At 63.4% G+C, this 21,135-nt stretch carries 17 protein-coding genes; 11 read left to right on the forward strand and 6 right to left on the reverse strand.

The window, feature by feature from the left end; genetic code table 11:
• Nucleotides 1-53: 53 nt before the first annotated feature.
• The gene (gene sohB, locus WIR04_RS14615) at nucleotides 54-1,061 is read right to left on the reverse strand and encodes a protease SohB (protein WP_338887869.1); all 1,008 of its coding nucleotides are present in this window, start codon (nucleotides 1,059-1,061) and stop codon (nucleotides 54-56) included.
• Between the two features lie 224 nt (nucleotides 1,062-1,285).
• Between sohB and WIR04_RS14620 the strand changes: the two genes are divergently transcribed.
• Nucleotides 1,286-2,041 carry a YciK family oxidoreductase gene (locus WIR04_RS14620; RefSeq protein WP_338887871.1) on the forward strand — a complete coding sequence of 252 codons (756 nt, stop codon included), beginning with the start codon at nucleotides 1,286-1,288 and terminating at the stop codon, nucleotides 2,039-2,041.
• Nucleotides 2,042-2,128: 87 nt separating this feature from the next.
• Nucleotides 2,129-3,013 (forward strand): LysR family transcriptional regulator, encoded by an 885-nt coding sequence (locus tag WIR04_RS14625; RefSeq protein WP_338887873.1) that lies wholly within the window; start codon nucleotides 2,129-2,131, stop codon nucleotides 3,011-3,013.
• 74 nt (nucleotides 3,014-3,087) lie between these two features.
• Here the strand turns inward: WIR04_RS14625 and WIR04_RS14630 are convergent, their stop codons facing one another.
• On the reverse strand, nucleotides 3,088-4,260 hold the full coding sequence (locus tag WIR04_RS14630) for an MFS transporter (protein WP_025326217.1): 1,173 nt from the start codon (nucleotides 4,258-4,260) through the stop codon (nucleotides 3,088-3,090).
• A 162-nt stretch (nucleotides 4,261-4,422) separates the two neighbouring features.
• Here WIR04_RS14630 and WIR04_RS14635 point away from each other — a divergent pair, with 162 nt between their 5' ends.
• On the forward strand, nucleotides 4,423-5,565 hold the full coding sequence (locus tag WIR04_RS14635) for a PatB family C-S lyase (protein WP_338887874.1): 1,143 nt from the start codon (nucleotides 4,423-4,425) through the stop codon (nucleotides 5,563-5,565).
• A gap of 221 nt (nucleotides 5,566-5,786) precedes the next feature.
• Nucleotides 5,787-7,115, forward strand: coding sequence for a TAXI family TRAP transporter solute-binding subunit (locus WIR04_RS14640; protein ID WP_338887875.1), 1,329 nt, complete (start codon nucleotides 5,787-5,789; stop codon nucleotides 7,113-7,115).
• Between the two features lie 78 nt (nucleotides 7,116-7,193).
• On the opposite strand, the gene WIR04_RS14645 is transcribed toward WIR04_RS14640, so the two are convergent.
• The gene (locus tag WIR04_RS14645; RefSeq protein ID WP_338892592.1) at nucleotides 7,194-8,102 is read right to left on the reverse strand and encodes a LysR family transcriptional regulator; all 909 of its coding nucleotides are present in this window, start codon (nucleotides 8,100-8,102) and stop codon (nucleotides 7,194-7,196) included.
• 170 nt (nucleotides 8,103-8,272) lie between these two features.
• On the opposite strand from WIR04_RS14645, the gene WIR04_RS14650 reads away from it, so the two are divergent.
• The 4 genes from WIR04_RS14650 to ygjK all read left to right on the forward strand — a co-directional run bounded on the left by WIR04_RS14650 (nucleotide 8,273) and on the right by ygjK (nucleotide 13,812).
• Nucleotides 8,273-9,529: an adenylosuccinate synthetase gene (locus WIR04_RS14650; protein WP_025326213.1), complete on the forward strand. Its 1,257-nt coding sequence runs from the start codon at nucleotides 8,273-8,275 to the stop codon at nucleotides 9,527-9,529.
• A 266-nt stretch (nucleotides 9,530-9,795) separates the two neighbouring features.
• Nucleotides 9,796-10,332 carry a YbhB/YbcL family Raf kinase inhibitor-like protein gene (locus WIR04_RS14655; RefSeq protein WP_338887877.1) on the forward strand — a complete coding sequence of 179 codons (537 nt, stop codon included), beginning with the start codon at nucleotides 9,796-9,798 and terminating at the stop codon, nucleotides 10,330-10,332.
• An 11-nt stretch (nucleotides 10,333-10,343) separates the two neighbouring features.
• Entirely contained in the window at nucleotides 10,344-11,147 is an 804-nt protein-coding gene (locus WIR04_RS14660; RefSeq protein WP_043135564.1) for a helix-turn-helix transcriptional regulator, read from the forward strand.
• Nucleotides 11,148-11,331: 184 nt separating this feature from the next.
• Nucleotides 11,332-13,812: an alpha-glucosidase gene (ygjK, locus tag WIR04_RS14665; protein ID WP_338887880.1), complete on the forward strand. Its 2,481-nt coding sequence runs from the start codon at nucleotides 11,332-11,334 to the stop codon at nucleotides 13,810-13,812.
• A gap of 74 nt (nucleotides 13,813-13,886) precedes the next feature.
• Here the strand turns inward: ygjK and tyrS are convergent, their stop codons facing one another.
• Nucleotides 13,887-15,086 carry a tyrosine--tRNA ligase gene (gene tyrS, locus WIR04_RS14670; protein ID WP_338887882.1) on the reverse strand — a complete coding sequence of 400 codons (1,200 nt, stop codon included), beginning with the start codon at nucleotides 15,084-15,086 and terminating at the stop codon, nucleotides 13,887-13,889.
• A 114-nt stretch (nucleotides 15,087-15,200) separates the two neighbouring features.
• Between tyrS and WIR04_RS14675 the strand changes: the two genes are divergently transcribed.
• The gene (locus tag WIR04_RS14675; RefSeq protein ID WP_289984737.1) at nucleotides 15,201-16,520 is read left to right on the forward strand and encodes a peptidoglycan DD-metalloendopeptidase family protein; all 1,320 of its coding nucleotides are present in this window, start codon (nucleotides 15,201-15,203) and stop codon (nucleotides 16,518-16,520) included.
• A gap of 265 nt (nucleotides 16,521-16,785) precedes the next feature.
• Entirely contained in the window at nucleotides 16,786-17,895 is a 1,110-nt protein-coding gene (locus WIR04_RS14680) for an anhydro-N-acetylmuramic acid kinase (protein ID WP_338887886.1), read from the forward strand.
• Between the two features lie 215 nt (nucleotides 17,896-18,110).
• On the opposite strand, the gene WIR04_RS14685 is transcribed toward WIR04_RS14680, so the two are convergent.
• Entirely contained in the window at nucleotides 18,111-18,524 is a 414-nt protein-coding gene (locus WIR04_RS14685; protein ID WP_338887888.1) for a nuclear transport factor 2 family protein, read from the reverse strand.
• 72 nt (nucleotides 18,525-18,596) lie between these two features.
• Entirely contained in the window at nucleotides 18,597-19,058 is a 462-nt protein-coding gene (locus WIR04_RS14690; protein WP_338887890.1) for a GNAT family N-acetyltransferase, read from the reverse strand.
• Between the two features lie 787 nt (nucleotides 19,059-19,845).
• On the opposite strand from WIR04_RS14690, the gene WIR04_RS14695 reads away from it, so the two are divergent.
• A complete protein-coding gene (locus WIR04_RS14695; RefSeq protein ID WP_338887892.1) occupies nucleotides 19,846-21,111 on the forward strand; it encodes a RidA family protein in 1,266 nt (421 codons plus the stop codon).
• Nucleotides 21,112-21,135 lie beyond the last annotated feature (24 nt).

Raw genomic sequence — 21,135 nt, forward strand, 5'->3', positions numbered from 1 at the left:
AAAAAAGCCGGGCTCCTGCCCGGCTTTTTCATGTCGATGTCGACGGCAAGACCTCAGCGCCAGGGGCTCTGCTGCCACAGGCGACCGAGAGCCCCCTCCAGCGCCTGGGCCCCCTGCTGACCCAGCCGCTGGGTCAGGCTCTTTGGCTTGCGGTAGCTGATGCCGACCACCTTGTGGTGGCTGGCCTGGGCCAGCAGGTAGTCATCGCTGGTGCAGAGCGCATCCACCAGACCAAGCTGCTTGGCCTGGCTCGCCAGCCAGTGCTCGCCGGTAGTGACGCTTTCTATGTCGAGGTTGGGTCTGTGCTCGGCCACGAACCCCTTGAAACGCTCGTGGATGGCCGCCAGCTCCTCGCGAAACTTCTCCCGCCCCAGATCGTCGTTCTCGCCGAACATGGTGATGGTGCGCTTGTACTGGCCCGCGGTGTGCATCTCGAACTCGATGTCGTGCTTTTTCAGGAGTTTGTTGAAGTTCGGCAGCTGGGCAATAACGCCTATGGAGCCGACGATGGCAAAGGGGGCCGCCAGTATCTTGTCCGCCACGCAGGCCATCATGTAGCCGCCGCTCGCCGCCACCTTGTCGATGGCCACCGTCAGCGTGATGTCCTTGTCACGCAGGCGCTGCAGCTGGGAGGCCGCCAGGCCATAGCCGTGCACCACGCCGCCGCCGGACTCGAGGCGCAGCAGCACCTCGTCCCCGGGCCGGGCGACCCCAATCACGGCGCTCACCTCTTCCCGCAGGGAGGCCACCTCCCTGGCGTCCATGCTGCCGTGAAAATCGAGCACAAAGAGCCGGCTGCGCTCGTCCTCGCTCTTGGCGCGCACCTTCTCTTCGGCCTTGCGCGCCTTGTCCATCTGCTTGCGCTCGGCCTTGCCGGCCAGGGCCGATTGCAGCTGATGACGCCCCTGCTCCAGCTCCCGGGAGAGATCGGTCACCACCAGCTCCCCCTTGCGGGCCCTGGGCTGACGGCTGCTCACCACCATCAGGACGACGGCGCCTATGGCCAGCAGTAAGGTGAGGGTCTTGGCCAGAAACAGGCCGTATTCGGTCAAAAATGCCACTTGATGCTCCGCGCTATGTTCGGTTTTTTCACATAGTAAGGAGTTTGGCGGTATGGTGCAAAAACTCTGCCATGGGCCAGGGGCAGACAGCGCCAATTCACGCTACCGCCCTGTTTTCTTCACATTTTTGCCGTCTCATACTGGTCAACGGCAGGGCCGGATCAGTACACTTGCCTCCTCTATGGTCGCGCCCATCCCTCACGGATTTGTTAACAGGAGTGCACATGCTCGATTATCAGGCCCCCCGGGATCTGCTCAAGGACAAGGTCATTCTGGTAACGGGTGCCGGTGACGGCATCGGCCGCGAAGCGGCGCTCACCTATGCCGCCCACGGCGCTACAGTAGTGCTGCTCGGTCGCACCAGCGCCAAGCTCGAGGCGGTCTACGACCAGATAGAGGCGGCCGGTCACCCCCTGCCCGCCATAGTCCCTGTCGATCTGAAAGGGGGCACCGCCGCTCACTACCGCGGTATGGCCGAGACCTTCGCCCAGCAGTTCGGTCGCCTCGACGGCGTGCTGTTCAATGCCGGTCTGCTCGGCACCCTCTCCCCCTTCGAGCACATCCAGGAGAAGGAGTGGGACGAGGTGATGCAGGTCAACGTCAAATCCGAATTCCTGCTGACCCAGGCCCTGTTGCCCCTGATCCGCCAGACCGCCAAGGAGCACGGCGAGGCCTCCATCGTCTACACCTCCTCCAGCGTGGGCCGAAAAGGGCGCGCCTACTGGGGCACCTATGCCATCTCCAAGTTCGCCGTCGAAGGCATGATGGAGGTGCTGGCGGACGAGCTGGAGAATACCGGGGTGCGGGTCAACAGCCTGAACCCGGGCGGCACCCGCACCAGGATGCGGGCCAGCGCCTTCCCGGCGGAAGACCCCCAGTTGCTGAAGACCCCGGCCGACCTGATGCCGCTTTATCTCTATCTGATGGGGCCGGACAGCCGTGGCAAGACAGGCCAGACCTTCGTGGCCCAGCCCAAATAAATCAACAAACTAACCAGGTGGGGTTAAAGTGAAGAGGGGCGCCAGTCGCGCCCTGTTGAATCCCATCGGCCCCTGACAGGTTGCACTATGTTTCGTCCAAAGAGCACGTTTGAGCAATGGCGGATCTTCCAGGCCGTGGTGGACTGTGGCGGTTACGCCCAGGCCGCCGAGGCGCTGAACAAGAGCCAATCCTCCCTCAATCATGCGGTCGCCAAGCTGCAACAGAGCCTGGGGCTGGCCCTGCTGGAGGTGAGAGGGCGCAAGGCGGTGCTGACGCCGGCGGGGGAGATCTTCCTCAAGCGGGCCCGTCAGCTCAGCCAGCAGGTGGAAGAGCTGGAGAACCTGGCCAACAATCTGGAGCGCCAGTGGGAGCCGCAAATCAACCTCTATGTCTCCGCGCTGCAACCCAGAGAGCGGCTCTACCGGGCGCTGGCGCACTTCCATCCCCGCAGCCGGGGTTGCCGCATCAATCTGCACGAACGGATCCATTGCCACTTCAATGCGCTCCAGGTGGGGGACTTGATGCTCTCAGAACACCTGCCCCACGATCGCACCGGCCTGCCGCTGGACGAAGTCTGCCTGCTGCCGCTGTGCGCGGCCGGGCATCCCCTCGCCGGGCAAGAGGAGCCCATCACGGCCGAGCTGCTCGCCAGCCATAACCAGATAAGCCTGCACCCGCCCATCCACCGCTCGGTGGACTGGAACGACGCGGACGACACCGGCTGGAAGGCGACCCACTATCACGAGGTGCTCAGCATGGTGCGCCTCGGCCTCGGCTACGCCTGGGTACCTGGCCACCTGGTGCGGGAGGAGCTCGCCAGCGGCGCCCTGGTGCAGCTCGATCTGGCCGGCGGCAGCGAGCGCTACCTCTACACCTACCTGCTCACTCTCTCCACCGATGCCCTGGGCCCGGCGGCCGAGCTGCTGCTGCGCTGCCTGCGCAACGAATACCAGGCCGACAACGGCAAGTAATGCTCCGCCGGCCTCCGCGGCCGGCCCCTGCTTATCCCGCCGGCGTCAATGCCGTGGCGACCGCCATGGGCGCCTCACACATTGGGCACCCGCCAGCAAGCGGCCAGTGCGGCCAGCGCCAATGCGGTGGCCACCATGAATACCCCGTGAAAACTCCAGATCTCCGCCACTGTGCCGGCGATGGCGCCCGCCATGATGGAGCCGGTGCGGATGCTGTTGGCAAACAGGGTGGTCGCGACCCCGGCCCGACCCGGCATCAGATCCTGGAAATAGGACATGCCAATGCCGGCGACAATGCCGATGAAGATGGCGTTGAGCAGTTGCAGCGCGATGAGGGCCCCCTGGCTCGACAGTGTCACCAGGCCGGCGTAGAACCCCACCCCGGCCAGCACCGCCAGCAGCATCATGGGCCGCTTGCCGAAGCGCCGGGTGTAGTAACCCGCCAGCAGCATGAAGGGGATCTCCAGGGCCGCCGCCGTGCCCATCAAGATACCGGCCAGCTTCTCCTCCAGCCCCAGCTCGCGGGTGATGTAGAGCGGCATGTTGATGAGGTACATGCTGTTGCAGGTCCACATCAGGGTGGAGGCGATGAAAAGCGCCCGTACCGAGGGATCTCGCCAGCTGCTGACCCGCTCCCCCCCGCCATGGCTGCTCGGCAGCGGCAGGGAGGGCAGCCAGCGCCAGACCACCAGGGCGCAGACCAGATAAGCCAGGGCGGAAGCCAGATACATCACCTCGAAGCCGTAGCCGATGGCGAGCGCGAAGGCGGCCGGCGGCCCTATCACCCAGGCCAGGGAGAACTGGGCCCGCAGCACCGAGCTGAACATGTCCGCCCGTTTGTTGCGGCTGTCGGCGTATTCGCGCGCCAGGGCAAACAGCTGGGGGCTGGCGGTGGCGGTCAGGCTCGCCAGCACCACCCCCAGGCTCACCAGCAGCCAGTATTGCCGGTTCCAGGCAAACAGCAGGGAGAGCACTATGCCGGCGACACAGCAGCGCAGGATCAGCTGCTTGCGATCCCCTCCGTTGTCGGAGCGATGGCCGAGCCACTGGCTGATGAGGATGCCGATCACCGCATTGACGGTGTAGAAGAGCCCGACCAGGAAGGGGCGCACCTGCACCTCTTCGGCCAGAAACAGGCTCAGGGTGGGCACCTGGAGTGCCACCGCCACCCCGGTCATGAAGGTCACGGCGAGGAAAGAGAGAGAGACGGGATCCGGCCTCTTGCGGGCAGCACTCAGCAAACTCATAGAGATACCATTGATATGGAAGAGAAAAGGAAGCCAGAAGCCGGCGGATGTACAGTATGACGGCGATTATTTTATGCGATTATCAACAGCCACCTCAAGGCTTGCGAGGCCAGGTCCAAGTCCGTACATTGGTAAACCCTCTGGCCAGTACAAGGATTTCACATGTTTGATTTTGATCGGGAGATAGATCGCAGCGGCACCATGAGCCTGAAGTGGGACAAGTACAAGGGTCAGGATGTACTGCCCATGTGGGTAGCCGACACCGACTTCGCCTCGCCTCCCGCCGTCATCGAGGCCCTCACCGCGCGGGTGGCCCACGGCATCTTCGGCTATTCCCGCCCCTCCCCCCGGCTGATCGAACTCATCATCACCCGTCTGCAGCAGCGCTATGGCTGGACCATATCCCCGGAGTGGCTGGTCTTCCTGCCGGGGGTGGTGCCCGGTCTGAACCTCGCCTGCAAGGCCTGGAGCCAGCACGGCCGTGGCATCATCACCCCCAAGCCGGTCTATTACCCCTTCCTGCAGGCGCCTGGCTTCAACGATCGCCCCCTGCTGACCGTCCCCATGATGGAGGAGGCCGGGCGCTGGGTGCTGGATCTGGAGGAGCTGGAGCGCCAGGCCCCCTCCGCAGACCTGCTGCTGCTGTGCAACCCGCAGAATCCGGGGGGCACCGTCTTCACTCGCGAGGAGCTGCTCGCCATCGACGCCATCGCCGAGCGCCACAACCTGGTTGTCTGCTCGGATGAGATCCACTGCGATCTGCTGCTGGACAAGGATGCCCGCCACATTCCCTACGGCGCCCTGAGCCCGTCGGCCGCCGAGCGCTCTGCCGTCATGATGGCGCCGAGCAAGACCTTCAACATCGCCGGCCTGTGCTGCTCCTTCGCCGTGATCCCCAACGCCCGCCTGCGGCTCAAGCTGCAACAGGCGATGCGCGGCATCAGCGCCGACGTCAACCTGCTGGGCTTCGTCGCCGCCGAGGCGGCCTACGAGAGCGGCGAGCAGTGGCTCAGTGAACAGCTCGACTATCTGAGGGCCAACCTGACCCTGATCGAGCAGGCTGTGTCCCGCTGGCCCGGCGTCAAGCTGGCAAGGAATCAGGCGACCTATCTCGCCTGGATCGATGTGAGCGCCCTCGGGCTGGATGATCCCGTCGCCTTCTTCGAGCAGGCGGGGGTCGGTCTCTCCCCGGGCGCCCAGTTTGGCAATGGCCAGTTCGTGCGCCTCAACTTTGGCTGCACCAGGGCTCGTCTCACCCAAGCCTTGTCGCGCATGGAAAAGGCCATTCTCCAGCGCACCGCCTGACAAGGAACGCGCGCTCCAACGCTGGCTGCACCAGGGCTCGCCTCACCCAAGCCTTGGCGCGCATGGAGAAGGCCATTCTCCAGCGCCGCGCCTGACAAGGTCCCACCCCCTTGACGGGAATGGTGAAAGCCATTCAGGTTCACATCTGATATAGATAAGATGTGACTCATGACGGGATGAGCCTGGCTCATCCTTTTTTTCAGCCATTGTTCCGGTTCACTATGCACCCACGAGCCCTGCGTCCCCTGTTGCGCCTCTCACTTGCCGCCCTGCCCTGGCTGGCGGCCATGCTGGCACAGCCCCTCTCTGCCACCCCCGCCTATGTCACCATAGGCACGGGGGCGCTCAACGGCGTCTACTACCCCACGGGGGGCGCCATCTGCCGTCTGCTCAACGACGACAGCAGCAACCACGGGCTGCACTGCACGGTGCAGAGCACCTCGGGCTCCATCGCCAACCTGGCCGCGCTGGCCAAGGGCGACATCCAGCTGGCGCTGGTGCAGTCGGATGTCTTGTACCATGCGGCCCAGGGCAGCGGCCCCTTCGCGGGCCAGACCCCGAACGATCAGCTGCGCAGCCTGCTGCGGCTCCACAAGGAGTCCCTGACCCTGCTCGCCAGCGCCACCAGCAACATCACCACCCTGGCGGACATCGAAGGCAAGCGGGTCGATCTGGGCGCCCCCAATTCAGGGGACAGGGTCACCAGCCGGGCGCTGCTCGACGCCATGGGCTGGCAGGAGAGCCAGTTTGCCGCGCCTCCCGTGGCCTCGGCAGGCAACCGGCTGGAGGGACTCTGCAACGGCACCCTGGATGCCGCCTTCCTGGTCGCCGGCCACCCCAACCAGGGGATAGGCGATCTGACAGGTCGCTGCCAGGCCCGCCTCATTCCCATCGAGGGGGAGCAGGTCGACAAGCTGCTCAAGCAGTATCCCTACTATGAGCACAGCCGCATTGGCGCCAACCTCTACCCGGGGCAGACCAGCTCCATCGCCACCTTTGCGGTAACCGCCGAGCTGGTGGCCGAGGCCAGCCTGCCCGAGGCAGAGGTACGCACCCTGCGCGACGTGCTGAGCCGCAATCTCAAGCAGTTCACTCGGCTGCACCCGGCGCTCACCACCCTCACCCCGGAATCCATGCAGGCGGGGGACGTACTCCCGCTCCACCCCGGCATGCTGGATGCCGCTCCTACCCTGTTGCCCGACACCCTGGCCCCCTCAGGGGCCGAGGCCACCTCGGGGGCGCTCCCCACGGCACCGTCCGTCCCCACCAGTGCGGCCACCCCGCTGGAGGGGACAGAGGTGCTGCCGGAGCAACCCGCCGGCGCCACCCTGCCGGCCAGTTCGGATGCGGTGACGACAGAGCAAGCCCCGGCGCTGACCACGCTCCCGACGCAGGCAGAGACAACGTCAGCGCAGGGCAGCCAGCCGGACGCGGCCGGGATCACCACTCCCTCGGCGGCAAAGGGCACTGCACCGACCGCGACGCCCGCACCGGGCAGCCCAAGCGGCGCCTCGCCGGTCACCGGCGATACGCCCGCCCCCGCCCAATGACGGGGAGAGCACAATGCAAGAGGCCACCCCGGGGTGGCCTCTTGTCATCCGGATGTGCGCCGGCGAGCGGCGCCGGCCTTATCCCTTGGGAAGCGGCAACGAGTCCGGGCGCTGGATCTCCTCCTCCACCCAGTGCAGCAACTGCTTGATGGCCCGCGACAGCACTTGGTTCTGGCGCACCACATACCCCAGGCTGGTGCCGGGGAAGTCGGTCAGCCGGGTCACGGGGGCACTGAGCTTGAGGCGCGGGTGGAGCGAGAAGTCCGGCACTATGGCGACGCCAAACCCCGCCTCCGCCCAGTCGAGCTGGGCATCCACGCTTCCCACCTCCATGATGCGGCAGCTCGGCAGCCCGAGCAGGGGCAAGGACGGGTCTATCAGTGCCCGGGTGCGGGTGTCGTGACCGAGCAGGATCAGGGTGGGCTCGTCGAGGGGATCGCTATCCCCGGCCTTGGCACGGGCCTGCCAGCGGCTGAGCCCCTGCCCCAGGGCACACCAGGTCACCTGCTGCAATTCTGTGTAGAAGAGCGGCTCGCTGCGCTTTTGCGCCATCACGAAGCCGAGATCCGCCTTGCCCGCCCTGACCAGATCCGCCGCCTGATCCGAGGTGGTGTTGAACAGGGTGAGATCGATGCCGGGAAAGGCCTGCTTGAAGCGCTGGAACGGCTGGATCAGCAGCAGCCGCGAGATGATGTCGCTGGCGGCGATGGCGAGCGTCCCCTGGCTCAACTGGCTGAGGGCGTTGAGATCGGACTGGCAGAGCTGCAGCTCATTGATGGCGCGCTCGGCGCTTTGCAGCAACCGCTCCCCCGCCTGGGTCAGCCGAAAGGGGCTGCGCTCGATGAGCTTGACCCGGGTGGCCTGCTCCAGGTTCTTGAGGTGCAGGCTGACGTTGGGCTGGGTCATGTGCAATTCGGTGGCGGTCTGGCCGAAGTGCTGCAGGCGGGCCAGGGTGACGAAGGTATTTAACCAGTGAATATCCAGCATGAAGAGGTTCTCATCCAGCGCTGGCGCGGCTTGGCGCACCATGGCACGTTGTGTGCCGATAAATCGGTCATAATTATATGACTTCCTTATTGGAATTATAAAGATAATTAATTTTTCTAATCCACACAGGGCTCCTAGGATGGACGCCTAACGTCTTAGGAGAAAGAGTCATGTCGTCTATCGTAGTCGTAGGTGCTAACTGGGGTGATGAAGGCAAAGGCCGCATCGTCGATTATCTGGCAGGCCAGTCCGCCGCCAGCATCCGTTTCCAGGGCGGCAACAACGCCGGCCACACCGTGGTCAACGATCTTGGCACCTTCAAGCTGCACCAGCTGCCAAGCGGCGTCTTCAACCCGGATTGCCTGGTTGTCCTCGGCCCTGGCATGGTCATCAGCCCGGAGCCGCTGACCAAAGAGCTGGCTGAAGTAAAAGCCGCCGGCGTGACTCCGAAACTCGCCATCTCTGACAGAGCCACCTTCTGCCTGCCGATCCACGCCCTGGAAGACACCCTGGAAGAAGTTCGTCTGGGTGATGGCGCCTATGGCTCCACCCGTCAGGGCATTGCCCCGGCTTACGGTGATCGGGTCATGAAAAAGGCGATCCTGGTGGGCTGGCTGAAACAGCCGGAAGTGCTGGTCGAGCGCATCCAGTTCTTCCTCGACTGGAAACTGCCGCAGCTCAAGGCTCTCTACCCGAGCTTCGAGTTCAGCCAGACCGCCCAGGAGATGGCCGACTGGCTGCTGGAAGTGTCCGCCCCCTGGATCGACGCCGTCTGCAACGTCAGCGAGCCGCTCAAGGCCATCCAGGCCCAGAACGGCACCCTGCTGTTCGAAGCCCAGCTGGGCGCCGGCCGTGACCTCATCTACGGCGAGTACCCCTGGGTGACCTCCTCCCACGTTTCCGGCGCCTACGCCGGGATCGGTGGCGGCCTGCCGGCCCTGCGCCCGGAGCGTGTCATTGCCGTGGCCAAGGCGTTCAGTACCTCTGTGGGTACCGGCACCCTGATCACCGCCATGGAGAACCAGGAAGAGTTCCGCAAGTTCGCCAACGAGTTCGGCGCCACCACTGGCCGTCCCCGTGACATCGGCTATTTCGATGCGGTCGCCACCAAGCAGGGTCTGGAGATCCAGGCCGCCAACGAGATCGCCCTGACCAAGCTGGACTGCCTCTCCGGCATGCCTGACTTGAAGATCTGCGTGGCCTACGAAGGTGCCAACACCGAGAACCCGATCTGGCCGCAGACCGCTGGTCTCAAGCCGGTGTACGAGTCCATGGAAGCCTGGAGCGAAGACATCTCCCACATCCGCAAGTTCGAAGACTTGCCCAAGGCTGCCCAGCACTATGTGCTGCGCATCGAAGCCCTGCTGGGTGTGCCGGTGCCCATGGTCTCCGTCGGCCCGGGCCGCGAGCAGATGATACTGCGCTAAGCCGCCTCGCTGCTGCCAGCAAGATGTCAAAACCGGCCTCATGGAGGCCGGTTTTTTTATGGCCGCCCACCACTAACCGCAGCGGCGTTCCCAACCCTCTCTCAACCCCTCTCCTTTCCCCACAAAGCGCAGTTCGGCTCGAAACAGGCATTCTTTATTCCGATATTGAGCAGTAAGGTTGAACCCGGCTCGTCCCCCGCCGCTAGACTGATCCCGTCATCAGGATCTCCCCATGGGGATCCCCTCATCCATAAAGGAGCACCACCATGAAATTACCCCTGCGTTCTGCCCTGCTCTCCCTGCTGTGCCTGGCGGCCCTGCCAGCCACCGCCATGACCTTGAAGAGCACGGACATCCAGGAAGGCCAGCTGATGGACAAGGCATTGAGCTTCAACGGCTTCGGCTGCAAGGGGGAGAACCGATCCCCCCAGCTGAGCTGGCAGGACCTGCCGGCCGGCACCAAGAGCGTCTCCATTACCGCCTATGATCCCGATGCCCCCAGCGGCAGCGGCTGGTGGCACTGGCTGGTGGTGAACCTGCCCGCCAACCAGAGCGAGCTGGCCAGCAACGCCTCCGGCAAGCTCAAGCAGGGGCTGGAGATTAAAACCGATTTCGGCAGCCAGGGTTACGGCGGCCCCTGCCCCCCGGCCGGGCACGGCATGCACCGTTACCAGTTCACCGCCTGGGCCCTGCCCCAGGATCTCGAGGTGAAGGCAGATACCCCGCCCGCCATGGTAGGCTACATGCTCAATGCCATGGCGCTGGGCAAAGCCACCCTGACCGCCACCTTCGTCACCCCATAGGAGCCCGCCGGATGAGCACTCCCCTGCTGCAACTGAATCACTATTTCGGGATCCGCCAGCAGCCCCTGCACAGGGTGCTCATCTATGCGCCGACCCTCATCTGGGTGCAGCAGGGCCACAAACAGCTGTGGTGGCAGGAGAGGCGCCTGTCCTTTGACAAGGGGAGCTGGCTGCTGATCCCGGCAGGCCACCAGCTCACCTTCGTCAACCAGCCCGAGCAGGGCAAGTTCAGCTCCCATGCCCTGACCCTGCTGGCCCCGCCCCCCGCCGAGTGGCTGACTGAGGCCCCGACCACCCCGCAGCGGGAGCCACGCCTTGAGATAAGCCCGGCGCTGGCGTTCTGCTTCGAGCTGGTCTGCTCCATGGCCAGCCGCAAGCTGAGCGAGGCAACCCAGATCCAGCTGCTGCACGCTTTCTATGCCGAGCTGCACGCCGCCCATGCCCTCGACCTGCTGTTTCCCGCCAGCACCATGACGCTCGGGGAGCGGCTGGCTCGCTATCTCGGGGTCGAGCCCGGCGCCGATCACAGGCTGGAGACCCTGGCCCCCCACTTTTCCATGAGCCGCGCCTCCCTGGTGCGCAAGCTGGCCGCCGAGGGGCGCAGCTTTCGCCAGCTGCTGGCCCAAGTGCGTATGAGCCACGCCCTCACCCTGCTGCAACAGGGACTGAGCCCGCTGGAGACGGCCCTCGCCTGCGGTTACGACTCCCCCGGCCGCTTCGCCGCCCGCTTCAAGCAGGAGTTCGGTCTGACCCCCCACCAATATCTGCGCACCTGCCCCTCAACGGCCCCGCAACGCCAAGTAAATAGTTACTAATAATAATTCCTGTGTAACCTCATGTAACCCGGTGATCCCGATCACACCTCTCCCCGCCCGTACTGTGACGTAGCGCCAACCTTTCCGCTTTCTTTCCCCTAGAATGGCTTTGAAAACGTTTTTACTAAAATAACCACAAAAATAGCACCTTTCTTAACCTACAAAATCGTCATTGGAGCGAGATATGTTTCGTAAAAATTTACTTTCCGTCGCCCTGGGTGTCGCCCTGTTTGGCCTGGCCGCCTGCAACGGCAATGACTCAAGCGCACCTACCCCGCCCGGCGCCACCCTGGCGAACCAGTACAGGAACGTGATCGATCGCACCGGTACCCCGCTCCAGTTCCGTGACTTTGACAGCTACTCCAACCTCAAATACAACCCCCTGCTCGATCTCGGGGCCTGGCACGGCTTCCTGCTGCCCGCCAGCGACACCGAGTGGGGCGGCTTCACCGGCCCCATGGTGATCGCCGAAGAGTACAGCCTCTTCTTCGCAAGGGAGCTGGACAAGTTGACCCTGAGCGATGAGAGCGGCCGTCAGTACCCCCTCACCAGCGCCAGCAAGCATGAGATCTACGCCATCCCCGGTGCCCTGGTGCAGCGCTTCGAGTTCGAGCCCTTCACCCTGGAGCTGGAGCTGCGCTACGGCGATGCCCGCACCGCCCTTGTCCGCACCCGTCTGGTGAACAATCAGGATGCGCCCCTCACCCTCAATCTGAGCTGGCAGGGGGAGCTGCTCCAGCAGTGGGATGCCAGGAAGACGGTGGCCGAGCAGTACCCGGACTGGACCCGCACCATCAGCCAGAGCGAGCAAGGCATCGAGTTCCAGTTCGGCGAACTGCGCAGCACCTGGAACATCATGCAAAGCGGCAGCGCCCGCTATCGCATCGATCGCACCCTGCCAAGCCGCACCACCCTGGACGAGAAGGGGCTCGGCTATGTGAGCGAGGCCAGCCTCACCCTGGCCGCCAAGGGTCAGCAGGATATCTACACCCTGCAGAGCTATGTCCACTCTTCTGATGAGGCGAGCCGCTACCAGCAGAGCCGCCAGACCCTGCTGGCCAAGCCTGCCGACGCCTTCGATGCCTCCATCCGCCGCTGGGAGGGCTACCTCGAGCGCGGCCTCTCCAACCAGGGGATCCCCGAATCGGAGCGCCGCATCGCGGTCAAGGCAATGGAGACCCTCAACGGCAACTGGCGCTCGCCGGCTGGCGCCATCCTCCACGACGGCGTCACCCCCTCCAACACGGCCCGCTGGTTCGACGGCGTCTGGGCCTGGGACAGCTGGAAGCACGCCTACGCCATGGCTCACTTCAACCCGGACGTGGCCAAGAACAACGTACGCGCCATGTATGACTACCAGATCCAGCCCGACGATCCGGTGCGTCCCCAGGACGCCGGCATGGTGATCGACGCCGTCTTCTACAACAAGCTCTCCGATCGCGGCGGTGACGGCGGCAACTGGAACGAGCGGGACACCAAGCCGCCCCTCTCCGCCTGGGCCATCTGGGAGATCTACGGCGCCACCCAGGACAAGGCCTTCATCGCCGAGATGTATCCGAAGATCCAGGCCTATCACGACTGGTGGTACAGGGCGCGGGACAACAACCGCAACGGCATCATAGAGTACGGCGCCACCCGCCACGTCGAGCACAACGACGAGTTCGGCAATATCACCTTCAAGGTGCAGTACAGCGGCGCGGTACCGGACGGAGTCGATCTGTCGAGCTGCACCCCCGAGGGGGATGGCTGGTACGGCTGCGCCGGCATGGCGCTCTATCAGCAGGTGCTGAGCGTTGGCGGCTACGCCGAGATGGACATAGGTGCCCAGCACGGCGCCGGCTGGGAGTCCGGCATGGACAACGCCGCCCGCTTCGGCTTTATCGAGCAGGACCAGCTCAAGCGCTACGCCGACAAGGCCTATGGCGGGGACCTGGCCCGTGCGCGCCAGGACTGGAACGTCGCCTTCTTCGAGAACCACGAGGATGACGGCAGCCTCATCGGCTTCTCCATCGATCAGGAGTCGGTGGAGCTCAACGCCTTCCTGGCGAAAGAGAAGCGCATCCTGGCGGACATGGCAGACCTCCTCGGCAAGCCGGATGAAGGGATCCGCTATCGCGAGGGAGCGACCCAGCTGGCCGGCTATATCAACAGCTGTCTGTTCGATGAGGCCTCCGGCTTCTATTACGATCGCCAGATCCATCAGGGGGATGTGGCAGACGCCAACGGCTGCGTCGGCAAGTTGCTGACCGCCCGTGGCCGTGGGCCGGAAGGCTGGAGCCCGCTCTGGGCCGAGGTGGCGGACAAGGAGAAAGCCGCGCGGGTGCGCGAGATAATGCTCAATGCCCAGGAGTTCAACACCAAGGTGCCGCTCGGCACCGCGGCCCTGACCAACCCGGCCTATGACCCCGACATCTACTGGCGCGGCCGGGTCTGGCTGGATCAGTTCTACTTCGGGGTGAAGGGGCTGGAGAACTACGGCTATCGCGACGACGCCCAGGCGCTGGTCAACAAGCTGTTTGCCAACGCAGAGGGGCTGGCGGGCACTGGCCCCATCCGCGAAAACTACAACCCGGAAACCGGCGCCATGCAGGGGGCCAGCAACTTCAGCTGGAGCTCGGCCCACCTCTACATGCTCTATCGCAACTTCCTTAAAAAAGAGGGGTAATCCCCGCTGACCCGGTAAATGACGCAACAAAAAGGCCTCCAGATGGAGGCCTTCTTTCTATCAGGGGAGCGCGCTTACTTGACGGTCACCCGGGCAAACTTGCGCTTGCCGACCTGATAGACGGCGGTACCGGCACCGATGAGTGCCTTGCCATCGTCCAGCTTGTCGCCATCCACCTTGACCGCGCCCTGCTTGATCATCCGCAGCGCCTCTGAGGTGGTCTCCACCAGACCGGCGTCTTTCAGCAGGTTGGCGATAGCCAGACCTTCCCCTTCCAGGGCCAGTTCGACTTCCGGCATCTCGTCCGGGATGGCGTTCTTGGAGAAGCGCTGGGTGAAGTCTTCGTGGGCCGCTTCGGCCGCCGCTTCGTCGTGGTAGCGGGTGATGATCTCTTTCGCCAGCCAGATCTTCACGTCGCGGGGGTTCAGGGTACCGGCTTCGATACCGGCCTTGAAGCCTTCGATGTCCGCTAGCGGGCGGGAGGAGAGCAGCTCGTAGTAGTTCCACATCAGGGTGTCGGTGATGGACATGATCTTGCCGAACATCTCACCCGGGGCGTCGTGCACGCCTATGTAGTTGGCGGCGGACTTGGACATCTTCTTGACGCCGTCCAGACCCACCAGCAGTGGCATCATCAGCACGCACTGGGCGGCCATGCCGGCATCTTTTTGCAGCTCGCGACCCATCAGCAGGTTGAACTTCTGATCGGTACCGCCGAGCTCGACGTCCGCCTTGAGCGCGACCGAGTCATAGCCTTGCAGCAGCGGATAGAGGAATTCGTGAATGGCGATGGACTGGCCGCCGCTGTAGCGCTTCTTGAAGTCGTCGCGCTCCATCATGCGGGCCACTGTCTGCTTGGCCGCCAGCTTGATCATGCCGGTCGCGCCCAGCTCACCCAGCCAAGTGGAGTTGTACTCGATGCGGGTCTTGGCGGGATCCAGGATCTTGAACGCCTGCTCGGCATAGGTGAGGGCGTTGTGCTTGATGGCCTCTTCGGAGAGCGGCGGGCGGGTGCTGTTCTTGCCGGACGGATCCCCCACCATGGCGGTGAAGTCGCCGATCAGCAGGATGATCTCGTGGCCCAGATCCTGGAAGGTCTTCAGCTTGTTGAGGATCACTGTGTGGCCCAGGTGAATGTCCGGAGCCGTCGGGTCCATCCCCAGCTTGATGCGCAGCGGGCGCCCTTCCTTCAACTTGGCGACAAGTTCTTCTTCAACCAGAATTTCTTCCGCTCCGCGCTTGATCTCGGCTAGCGCCACCTCGAGCTGGGACATTTTTTGACTCTCCAATCACGATTCCACAGGGCCAGACATATTACTGGAATGGCAGGCCAATTGGAAAGGCGGTAAACTCCGACCTTCTTCTGGGTTCAACTTCGTCAGCTTCTCATGGTCATTTGGCACGCCTTCAACTCTCTTCCTACCTGGCACCGCAAGATGGTGCTTATTCTGAGCATCCTGGTGATGATGCTGGCAGCCTGGCCAAGCGAACAGGCCGTCGCCACCCGGGTCGATGACAACGGCAACGAACTTGCCCTGCACCAGCCCGCCGACCCGGCCGCCGCGACCGATGAACTCGAGGACGCGCAGCCCCTCACCCCGCCCAAGCCGCGCTACATCACCAAGCAGGTGAAGGTGCGCCGGGGCGACAACATGGGGGTCATCTTCCAGCGCATCGGGCTCAATACCACTGATCTGCACCTCATCGATCAGCTCGACGGCAGCGATCCCCTGCGCATGCTGCAGCCGGGACAGGAACTCACCTTCAAGCTCACCGAACAGGGCGAGCTGCACAGCCTCTATTACCCCCACAGCCTTGAGCAGGCGCTCAAGGTGAGCCGCAAGGACGACAGCTTCGTGGCCAGACCGGTGCGCCTCGAGCTCGACACCCGCGAGCAGGTGGCGAAGGGGGAGATCCGATCCAGCTTCTGGGGCGCCGCCAGCGAGGCGGGCATGACGGAGGATCAGATCATGGATCTCGCCGCCATCTTCGGCTGGGACATCGATTTTGCCCAGGACCTGCAGCCGGGGGACAGCTTCAGGGTGGTCTATCAGGACAAGTATCAGGATGACGAGCGGGTGGCCTCCGGCGACATCCTGGCCGCCGAGTTCATCAACCAGGGGGCCATCTATCGCGCCGTGCTGAACCAGGATGGCAACTACTACACCCCGGAAGGCAAGGCGATGCGCAAGAGCTTCCTGCGCGCCCCGGTCAACTTCAAATACATCAGCTCCAACTTCAATCCGCGCCGCCTGCACCCTGTCACCGGCAAGGTGCGCCCCCACAACGGCATCGACTACGTGGCCCCCGTCGGAACCCCCATCATGGCGGCGGGCTCAGGCAGCGTGGTGGCCGCCGGTTACAACCAGTTCAACGGCAACTATGTCTTCATCAAGCACGCCGGCAACTACGTGACCAAGTACCTGCACCTCTCCAAGCGCACAGTGAACAAGGGCCAGCGGGTGAAACAGGGGCAGACCATAGGCCTGCTGGGGGGCACTGGCCGCGTCACAGGCCCGCATCTGCACTATGAATTCGTGGTGGGCGGTGTGCACAAGAACCCGCGCACCCTCACCCTGCCCCAGGCCGAGACCCTCACCGGGCGGGCGCTGGCCAGCTTCAAGGCCGAGGCCAGGCCGCAACTGGCCAAGCTCGACAGCACGGATCTGCAACTGGCCCAGAACAAGCGGGACAGCAACGGCAGCTAAGGCTCGCCCCACTTGGCGGTAATGAACAGAGAACAAGGAGAGGCCATGAGCGAGCGCTATATCGGATTGATGTCGGGTACCAGAGCTTGGCATGGGATAGATGCCGTGCCCTCCTCCACTCCTTGGTCAGGTTTCTCGTCACAGAAGGGCATGTCATGAGCGAGCGCTATATCGGATTGATGTCGGGTACCAGAGCCTGGCATGGGATAGATGCCGCGCCCTCCTCCACTCCTTGGTCAGGTTTCTCGTCACAGAAGGGCATGTCATGAGCGAGCGCTATATCGGATTGATGTCGGGTACCAGCATGGATGGGATCGATGCCGTGCTGGTCACTATGGATGGTGAAACCCTTCGGGTAGAGGATGCCCTCTGCCATCCCTGGCCAGAGGCAACGGCGCACGAGCTCCACGCCCTCTGCACCCCGGGGGAGAACGAGATAGACCGCATGGGGGTAGCCGACAATCGAGTGGCGCAGGAATTTGCTGCCGCCACCCTGGCGCTGCTTGCCAAGGCAGGGCTTGAACCCAAGGATATCCGCGCCATCGGCTCCCACGGCCAGACAGTGCGCCACCGCCCCCAGCTCGGCTTTACCCTGCAAATAGGCAATGCGGCCCTGCTGGCTGCCCTCACGGGTATCGATGTGATTGCCGATTTTCGCACCCTGGACATGGCCCTCGGCGGTCAGGGGGCGCCTCTGGTGCCCGCCTTCCATCAGGCGATTTTTGCCAGACCCCATGCCCTTCGGGTGGTGCTGAACCTCGGCGGCATCGCCAATATCTCTGTGTTGCCGGGCCACGCCGAGGGCGTCTATGGCTTCGATACCGGCCCCGCCAACACCCTGCTCGATGGCTGGTATCGCCGCCATTACCCCCAGGGCGGCAGCTACGACGCCGGTGGCCAATGGGCGGCCAGCGGCCAGCTTGTTCCGGCGCTGCTCGAAAAACTGCTGGCTCACCCCTACTTCGCCGCCCCCTATCCTAAGAGCACGGGGCGGGAGATGTTCACCCTGGAGTGGCTAGACCACGAGCTGGCAGGCACGGCATACGCCCCGGTGGATGTGCAGCGCACCCTGCAGGCGCTCAGCTGCCACAGCATAGCCCGCCAGCTGCCTGCGGTGGATGAGGCACAAACCAGGCCCGAGCTCTTCGTCTGCGGTGGCGGCGCCCACAACGGCCCCCTGCTGGCGGAGCTCGCCGCCCTGCTGCCCCGCTGGCGCCTTGAAAGCACGGCGGCACTGGGGCTCGCCCCCGACTGGGTGGAAGGAACGGCCTTTGCCTGGCTGGCACAGCGCTTTATGACGCGCCAGCCCGGCAACCTGCCCGCCGTCACCGGCGCCAGCCGACCGGCCGTACTGGGTGCCCTCTATCCCGCCTGAGGGAGCCAGCTAATCGATTTTCACCCCGGGCCCGTCCATCAAGCCGGGCAACCAGCCCTCCCATTCTGACACCGGCGCCAGCCGACCGGCGGTACTGGGCGCCGTCTATCCCGCCTGAGCGCCTGAGTACCAGCGCCATTAACCCCTGAGCAATCACGTGCTCAAACAGATGCCGCCCAAAGGCGGCATTTGTGCATTGGGGTGGAAAAGGCCGGTCAGCGGGGGGTGAGCCGCTTGTTGAACAGCTTGAAGCTGGCTCTGGCGATCAGACCCTGCTCTATGAGGTAGATACAGAGCATCTCTATGGTGCCCAGCCCCTCCGGGAAGTTGCGGGTGACGCGCTCATGGTCGATGACCACATTGTCGTAGCTGTGGCGAGAGAGCAGGGGCGCATGCAGATCCGGCTCTGCGAAGCGCGAGACCATGTTCGCCGCCATCTGCGCCTTGTCCCGGGCGATGATCTCCCCCTCCAGGCTGTACTGGGCTGCATCATCGGCATAGGTGGCCAGCCAGGCCGCCACATCCTTGCTGTTATAGGCATCCAGCTGCGTCTGCACTATCTGTTCCATCTGTCCTATCTGCTGCGCTGCAACATCCTTGGCTTCCAGCTGCTCTGCTTCAACTCTCATTGATTCCATCCTGCCCTGGCGGGCGTGGTTAGCGTCGGGCGGTGCGCCCTGTGGTCAGCGCTCACTCTCCCACTACCGGGCGCCAGCCTCGAGGGTGAGAGAGAGTCGCAGCATGTCCTTGTGCTGGATGCCGCTCTCGAAAATGGGGTCGGGGTAGTGGTGCAGAAAGTGATCCTTCACCACGGCATCCACCCTAAAACCGAGGCGCTGATAACAGGTGAGCGGATAACCAAAGGTGCCCGTGCCCAGCTCCACCCGCCTGATGCCGCGGGCCGCAAGCTCGGTCAGCCCATGGCGCAGCAGACCGGAGCCTATGCCCCGGCGCTGGTGATCCGGCCTCACGGCGACATTGAAAATTTCGGCCGTCCCCGGGCTCAGGGTCCTGACGACGCAGACCCCGACCAGGATGCCCTGGGCCCGGGCGGCAAAACACCAGGCCCCTGGGAGGTATGACCTTATCCGCTTCTCTGAGGGATCCGCCTCCAGCAACAAGGCGAGGGGGATCTCGGCCGCAGCTATATTTCCGTACTCCATCTTCATCTCTCTTTGCTTCATCGCCGCTCGTCGCCAGCCAGATGCCGATCGCAAATCAGGGCGTCTCGCCTCAGGATCTGCCGCCTCAGCCCAGAGGCGCAGTGGCGGTGCTGCCATGGCATGCTTCGGGTCTATGAGGCCAGATAAAAAATCACCCCAGAGATTGCGCCATGGCGCTATTTCATGGCCCGTATGACTTTCCCATGCAGATATATTGCATGATATGCCAGCCATATCGCCATTCATATACTTGCCGAACATGGCTAGCATATTTTCAATCACCATAACAGCCCCATCGTCCGTGCATAAAATACATATCCATGCATGAACAATTGAATTAACTGCACGGCGTCACCGCTGATTAACCTATGGTTCACAGCCTGGCTCCCTATCTGTCGGGAGTGAGCCCCCGTATCAGGCTGATCCTCCGAAAAATGGGGCTGATTGCACCATCAGCAGGGCATTTATTCCCTGAATTGAATCGCAACGGGACTATATTTCAGTGCGTTGAGCCAACGCATAAAAACGAGATCCCGGTTTGCCCTCCCCCCTTGGCCACTCATAGAATCCCCCTGTCTGAGATATTTCACCCTGTTCCAGCCTCCTTTATCCACTCCCTCTCGGGCGCGGATTGACAATGATCACCGAGGACCCGACGCCCTTCTATATGCGGCAACGGGCCATCGGTTGCCATACCGGATCTGCCTTGTCGGGTATGGAGGAGCGCGATCGAATGGGGTGACCCATACCCTGCGATAACAACGAATAGCAAGAAGAGGAATATCCTATGAGTGGCACCATCATCAAGGCTGCAAGAAATACCCCCCATGCCCCCCAGGATCTGGGCCCCTACACCCAGAGCGTGGCCTTCTCCCACTACAACAATATTGCCGCCCAGCTGCCGGTCGATCCCAGGACAGGCAAGCTGGTGAGTGGCGATATCCAGGCGCAGGCCAGACAGTGCCTGACCAATATCCAGGCCATCGTCGAGAGCATCGGCCACGTCATGGACGACATGGTGAAAGTCACCCTCTTCCTCAAGAACATGGGGGATCTGGAGGCGGTCAACGCCGTCTATCGCGAATTCTTCCCCCGCAACCTGCCGACCCGTACCGTGCTGGCGGTGGCCGGTCTGCCGCTCGGCGCCGCCATTCAGATGGACGCCCTGCTCTCCAACGGGGAAGGCACCTTCCCGCAAGCCCCCTGCCCCCTTATCAAGCTCGCCCGAAACAGCTGCCGGGCACCGGCCGATCCCCTCTCGAACCATACGGTGGCCTTCTCCCACTACAACAATATCGGCGCCCAGTTGCCGGTGGATGCCACCACCGGCCAGCTGGTTGCCGGTGGCATCCAGGAGCAGGCAGCCCAGTGCCTGCGCAATATCAAAAACGTGCTGGAGAGCATAGATGTGCCCTTTGACGATATCGTCAAGGTGACTGTCTACCTGACCAGCCTCGCGGATCTGGAGGCCGTCAACGAGGTTTACACAACTTTCTTCCCGGACTCCGCCATCGCCCGCGCCGTCGCCTATCTGCCAGCCCGCAGCCTGATCGTGGCCTCTGCCCTGCCGCTCGGTGCCCGGGTGCAGATGGATGCGGTCATCTCCCACGGTGACGGCACCCCGCCCCAGCTGGTGGAAGACAGGCACAACCTGGTGATCCGCGCCCGTAACACCGACAAGGCACCACGCAGCCCGCTCCATTGCCAGAGCGTCGCCTTCTCCCACTACAACCATATCGCCAGCCAGCTGCCGATCGACATGGCCACCGGCAAGGTGCTGACCGGCTGTATCCGTGAGCAGACCGCCCAGTGCCTCGGCCATATCAAGACCATCGTGGAGAGCATCGGCCATGTGATGGACGATATCGTCAAGGTCAATATCCAGGTGAAGAACATCGCGGATCTGGCGGACGTGGATGCCATCTACACCAAATACTTCCCGGCCTATCTGCCCACCCGCACCGTTATCGGCGTGAGCGATCTGCCCGCCGGCGCCCTGGTGCAGATGGATGCCGTGATGTCCAATGCGGAAAGTACCCCGCCGCAGGCATAAAGTTTATTATTTATGGTAAAAAGA

The organism is Aeromonas rivipollensis, assembly GCF_037811135.1.
GTDB lineage: Bacteria > Pseudomonadota > Gammaproteobacteria > Enterobacterales > Aeromonadaceae > Aeromonas > Aeromonas rivipollensis.

Excerpts from the sequence above, each read along its gene's own strand:
- WIR04_RS14650 (WP_025326213.1), top strand. The coding sequence starts at position 8,273 with ATGTCGTCTATCGTAGTCGTAGGTGCTAACTGGGGTGATGAAGGCAAA.
- WIR04_RS14635 (WP_338887874.1), top strand. The coding sequence starts at position 4,423 with ATGTTTGATTTTGATCGGGAGATAGATCGCAGCGGCACCATGAGCCTG.
- WIR04_RS14645 (WP_338892592.1), bottom strand. The coding sequence starts at position 8,102 with ATGCTGGATATTCACTGGTTAAATACCTTCGTCACCCTGGCCCGCCTG.
- tyrS (WP_338887882.1), bottom strand. The coding sequence starts at position 15,086 with ATGTCCCAGCTCGAGGTGGCGCTAGCCGAGATCAAGCGCGGAGCGGAA.
- WIR04_RS14690 (WP_338887890.1), bottom strand. The coding sequence starts at position 19,058 with ATGGAGTACGGAAATATAGCTGCGGCCGAGATCCCCCTCGCCTTGTTG.
- WIR04_RS14680 (WP_338887886.1), top strand. The coding sequence starts at position 16,786 with ATGAGCGAGCGCTATATCGGATTGATGTCGGGTACCAGCATGGATGGG.
- WIR04_RS14630 (WP_025326217.1), bottom strand. The coding sequence starts at position 4,260 with ATGAGTTTGCTGAGTGCTGCCCGCAAGAGGCCGGATCCCGTCTCTCTC.
- WIR04_RS14695 (WP_338887892.1), top strand. The coding sequence starts at position 19,846 with ATGAGTGGCACCATCATCAAGGCTGCAAGAAATACCCCCCATGCCCCC.
- WIR04_RS14620 (WP_338887871.1), top strand. The coding sequence starts at position 1,286 with ATGCTCGATTATCAGGCCCCCCGGGATCTGCTCAAGGACAAGGTCATT.
- WIR04_RS14685 (WP_338887888.1), bottom strand. The coding sequence starts at position 18,524 with ATGAGAGTTGAAGCAGAGCAGCTGGAAGCCAAGGATGTTGCAGCGCAG.
- WIR04_RS14655 (WP_338887877.1), top strand. The coding sequence starts at position 9,796 with ATGAAATTACCCCTGCGTTCTGCCCTGCTCTCCCTGCTGTGCCTGGCG.
- WIR04_RS14660 (WP_043135564.1), top strand. The coding sequence starts at position 10,344 with ATGAGCACTCCCCTGCTGCAACTGAATCACTATTTCGGGATCCGCCAG.
- WIR04_RS14625 (WP_338887873.1), top strand. The coding sequence starts at position 2,129 with ATGTTTCGTCCAAAGAGCACGTTTGAGCAATGGCGGATCTTCCAGGCC.
- ygjK (WP_338887880.1), top strand. The coding sequence starts at position 11,332 with ATGTTTCGTAAAAATTTACTTTCCGTCGCCCTGGGTGTCGCCCTGTTT.
- WIR04_RS14640 (WP_338887875.1), top strand. The coding sequence starts at position 5,787 with ATGCACCCACGAGCCCTGCGTCCCCTGTTGCGCCTCTCACTTGCCGCC.
- WIR04_RS14675 (WP_289984737.1), top strand. The coding sequence starts at position 15,201 with ATGGTCATTTGGCACGCCTTCAACTCTCTTCCTACCTGGCACCGCAAG.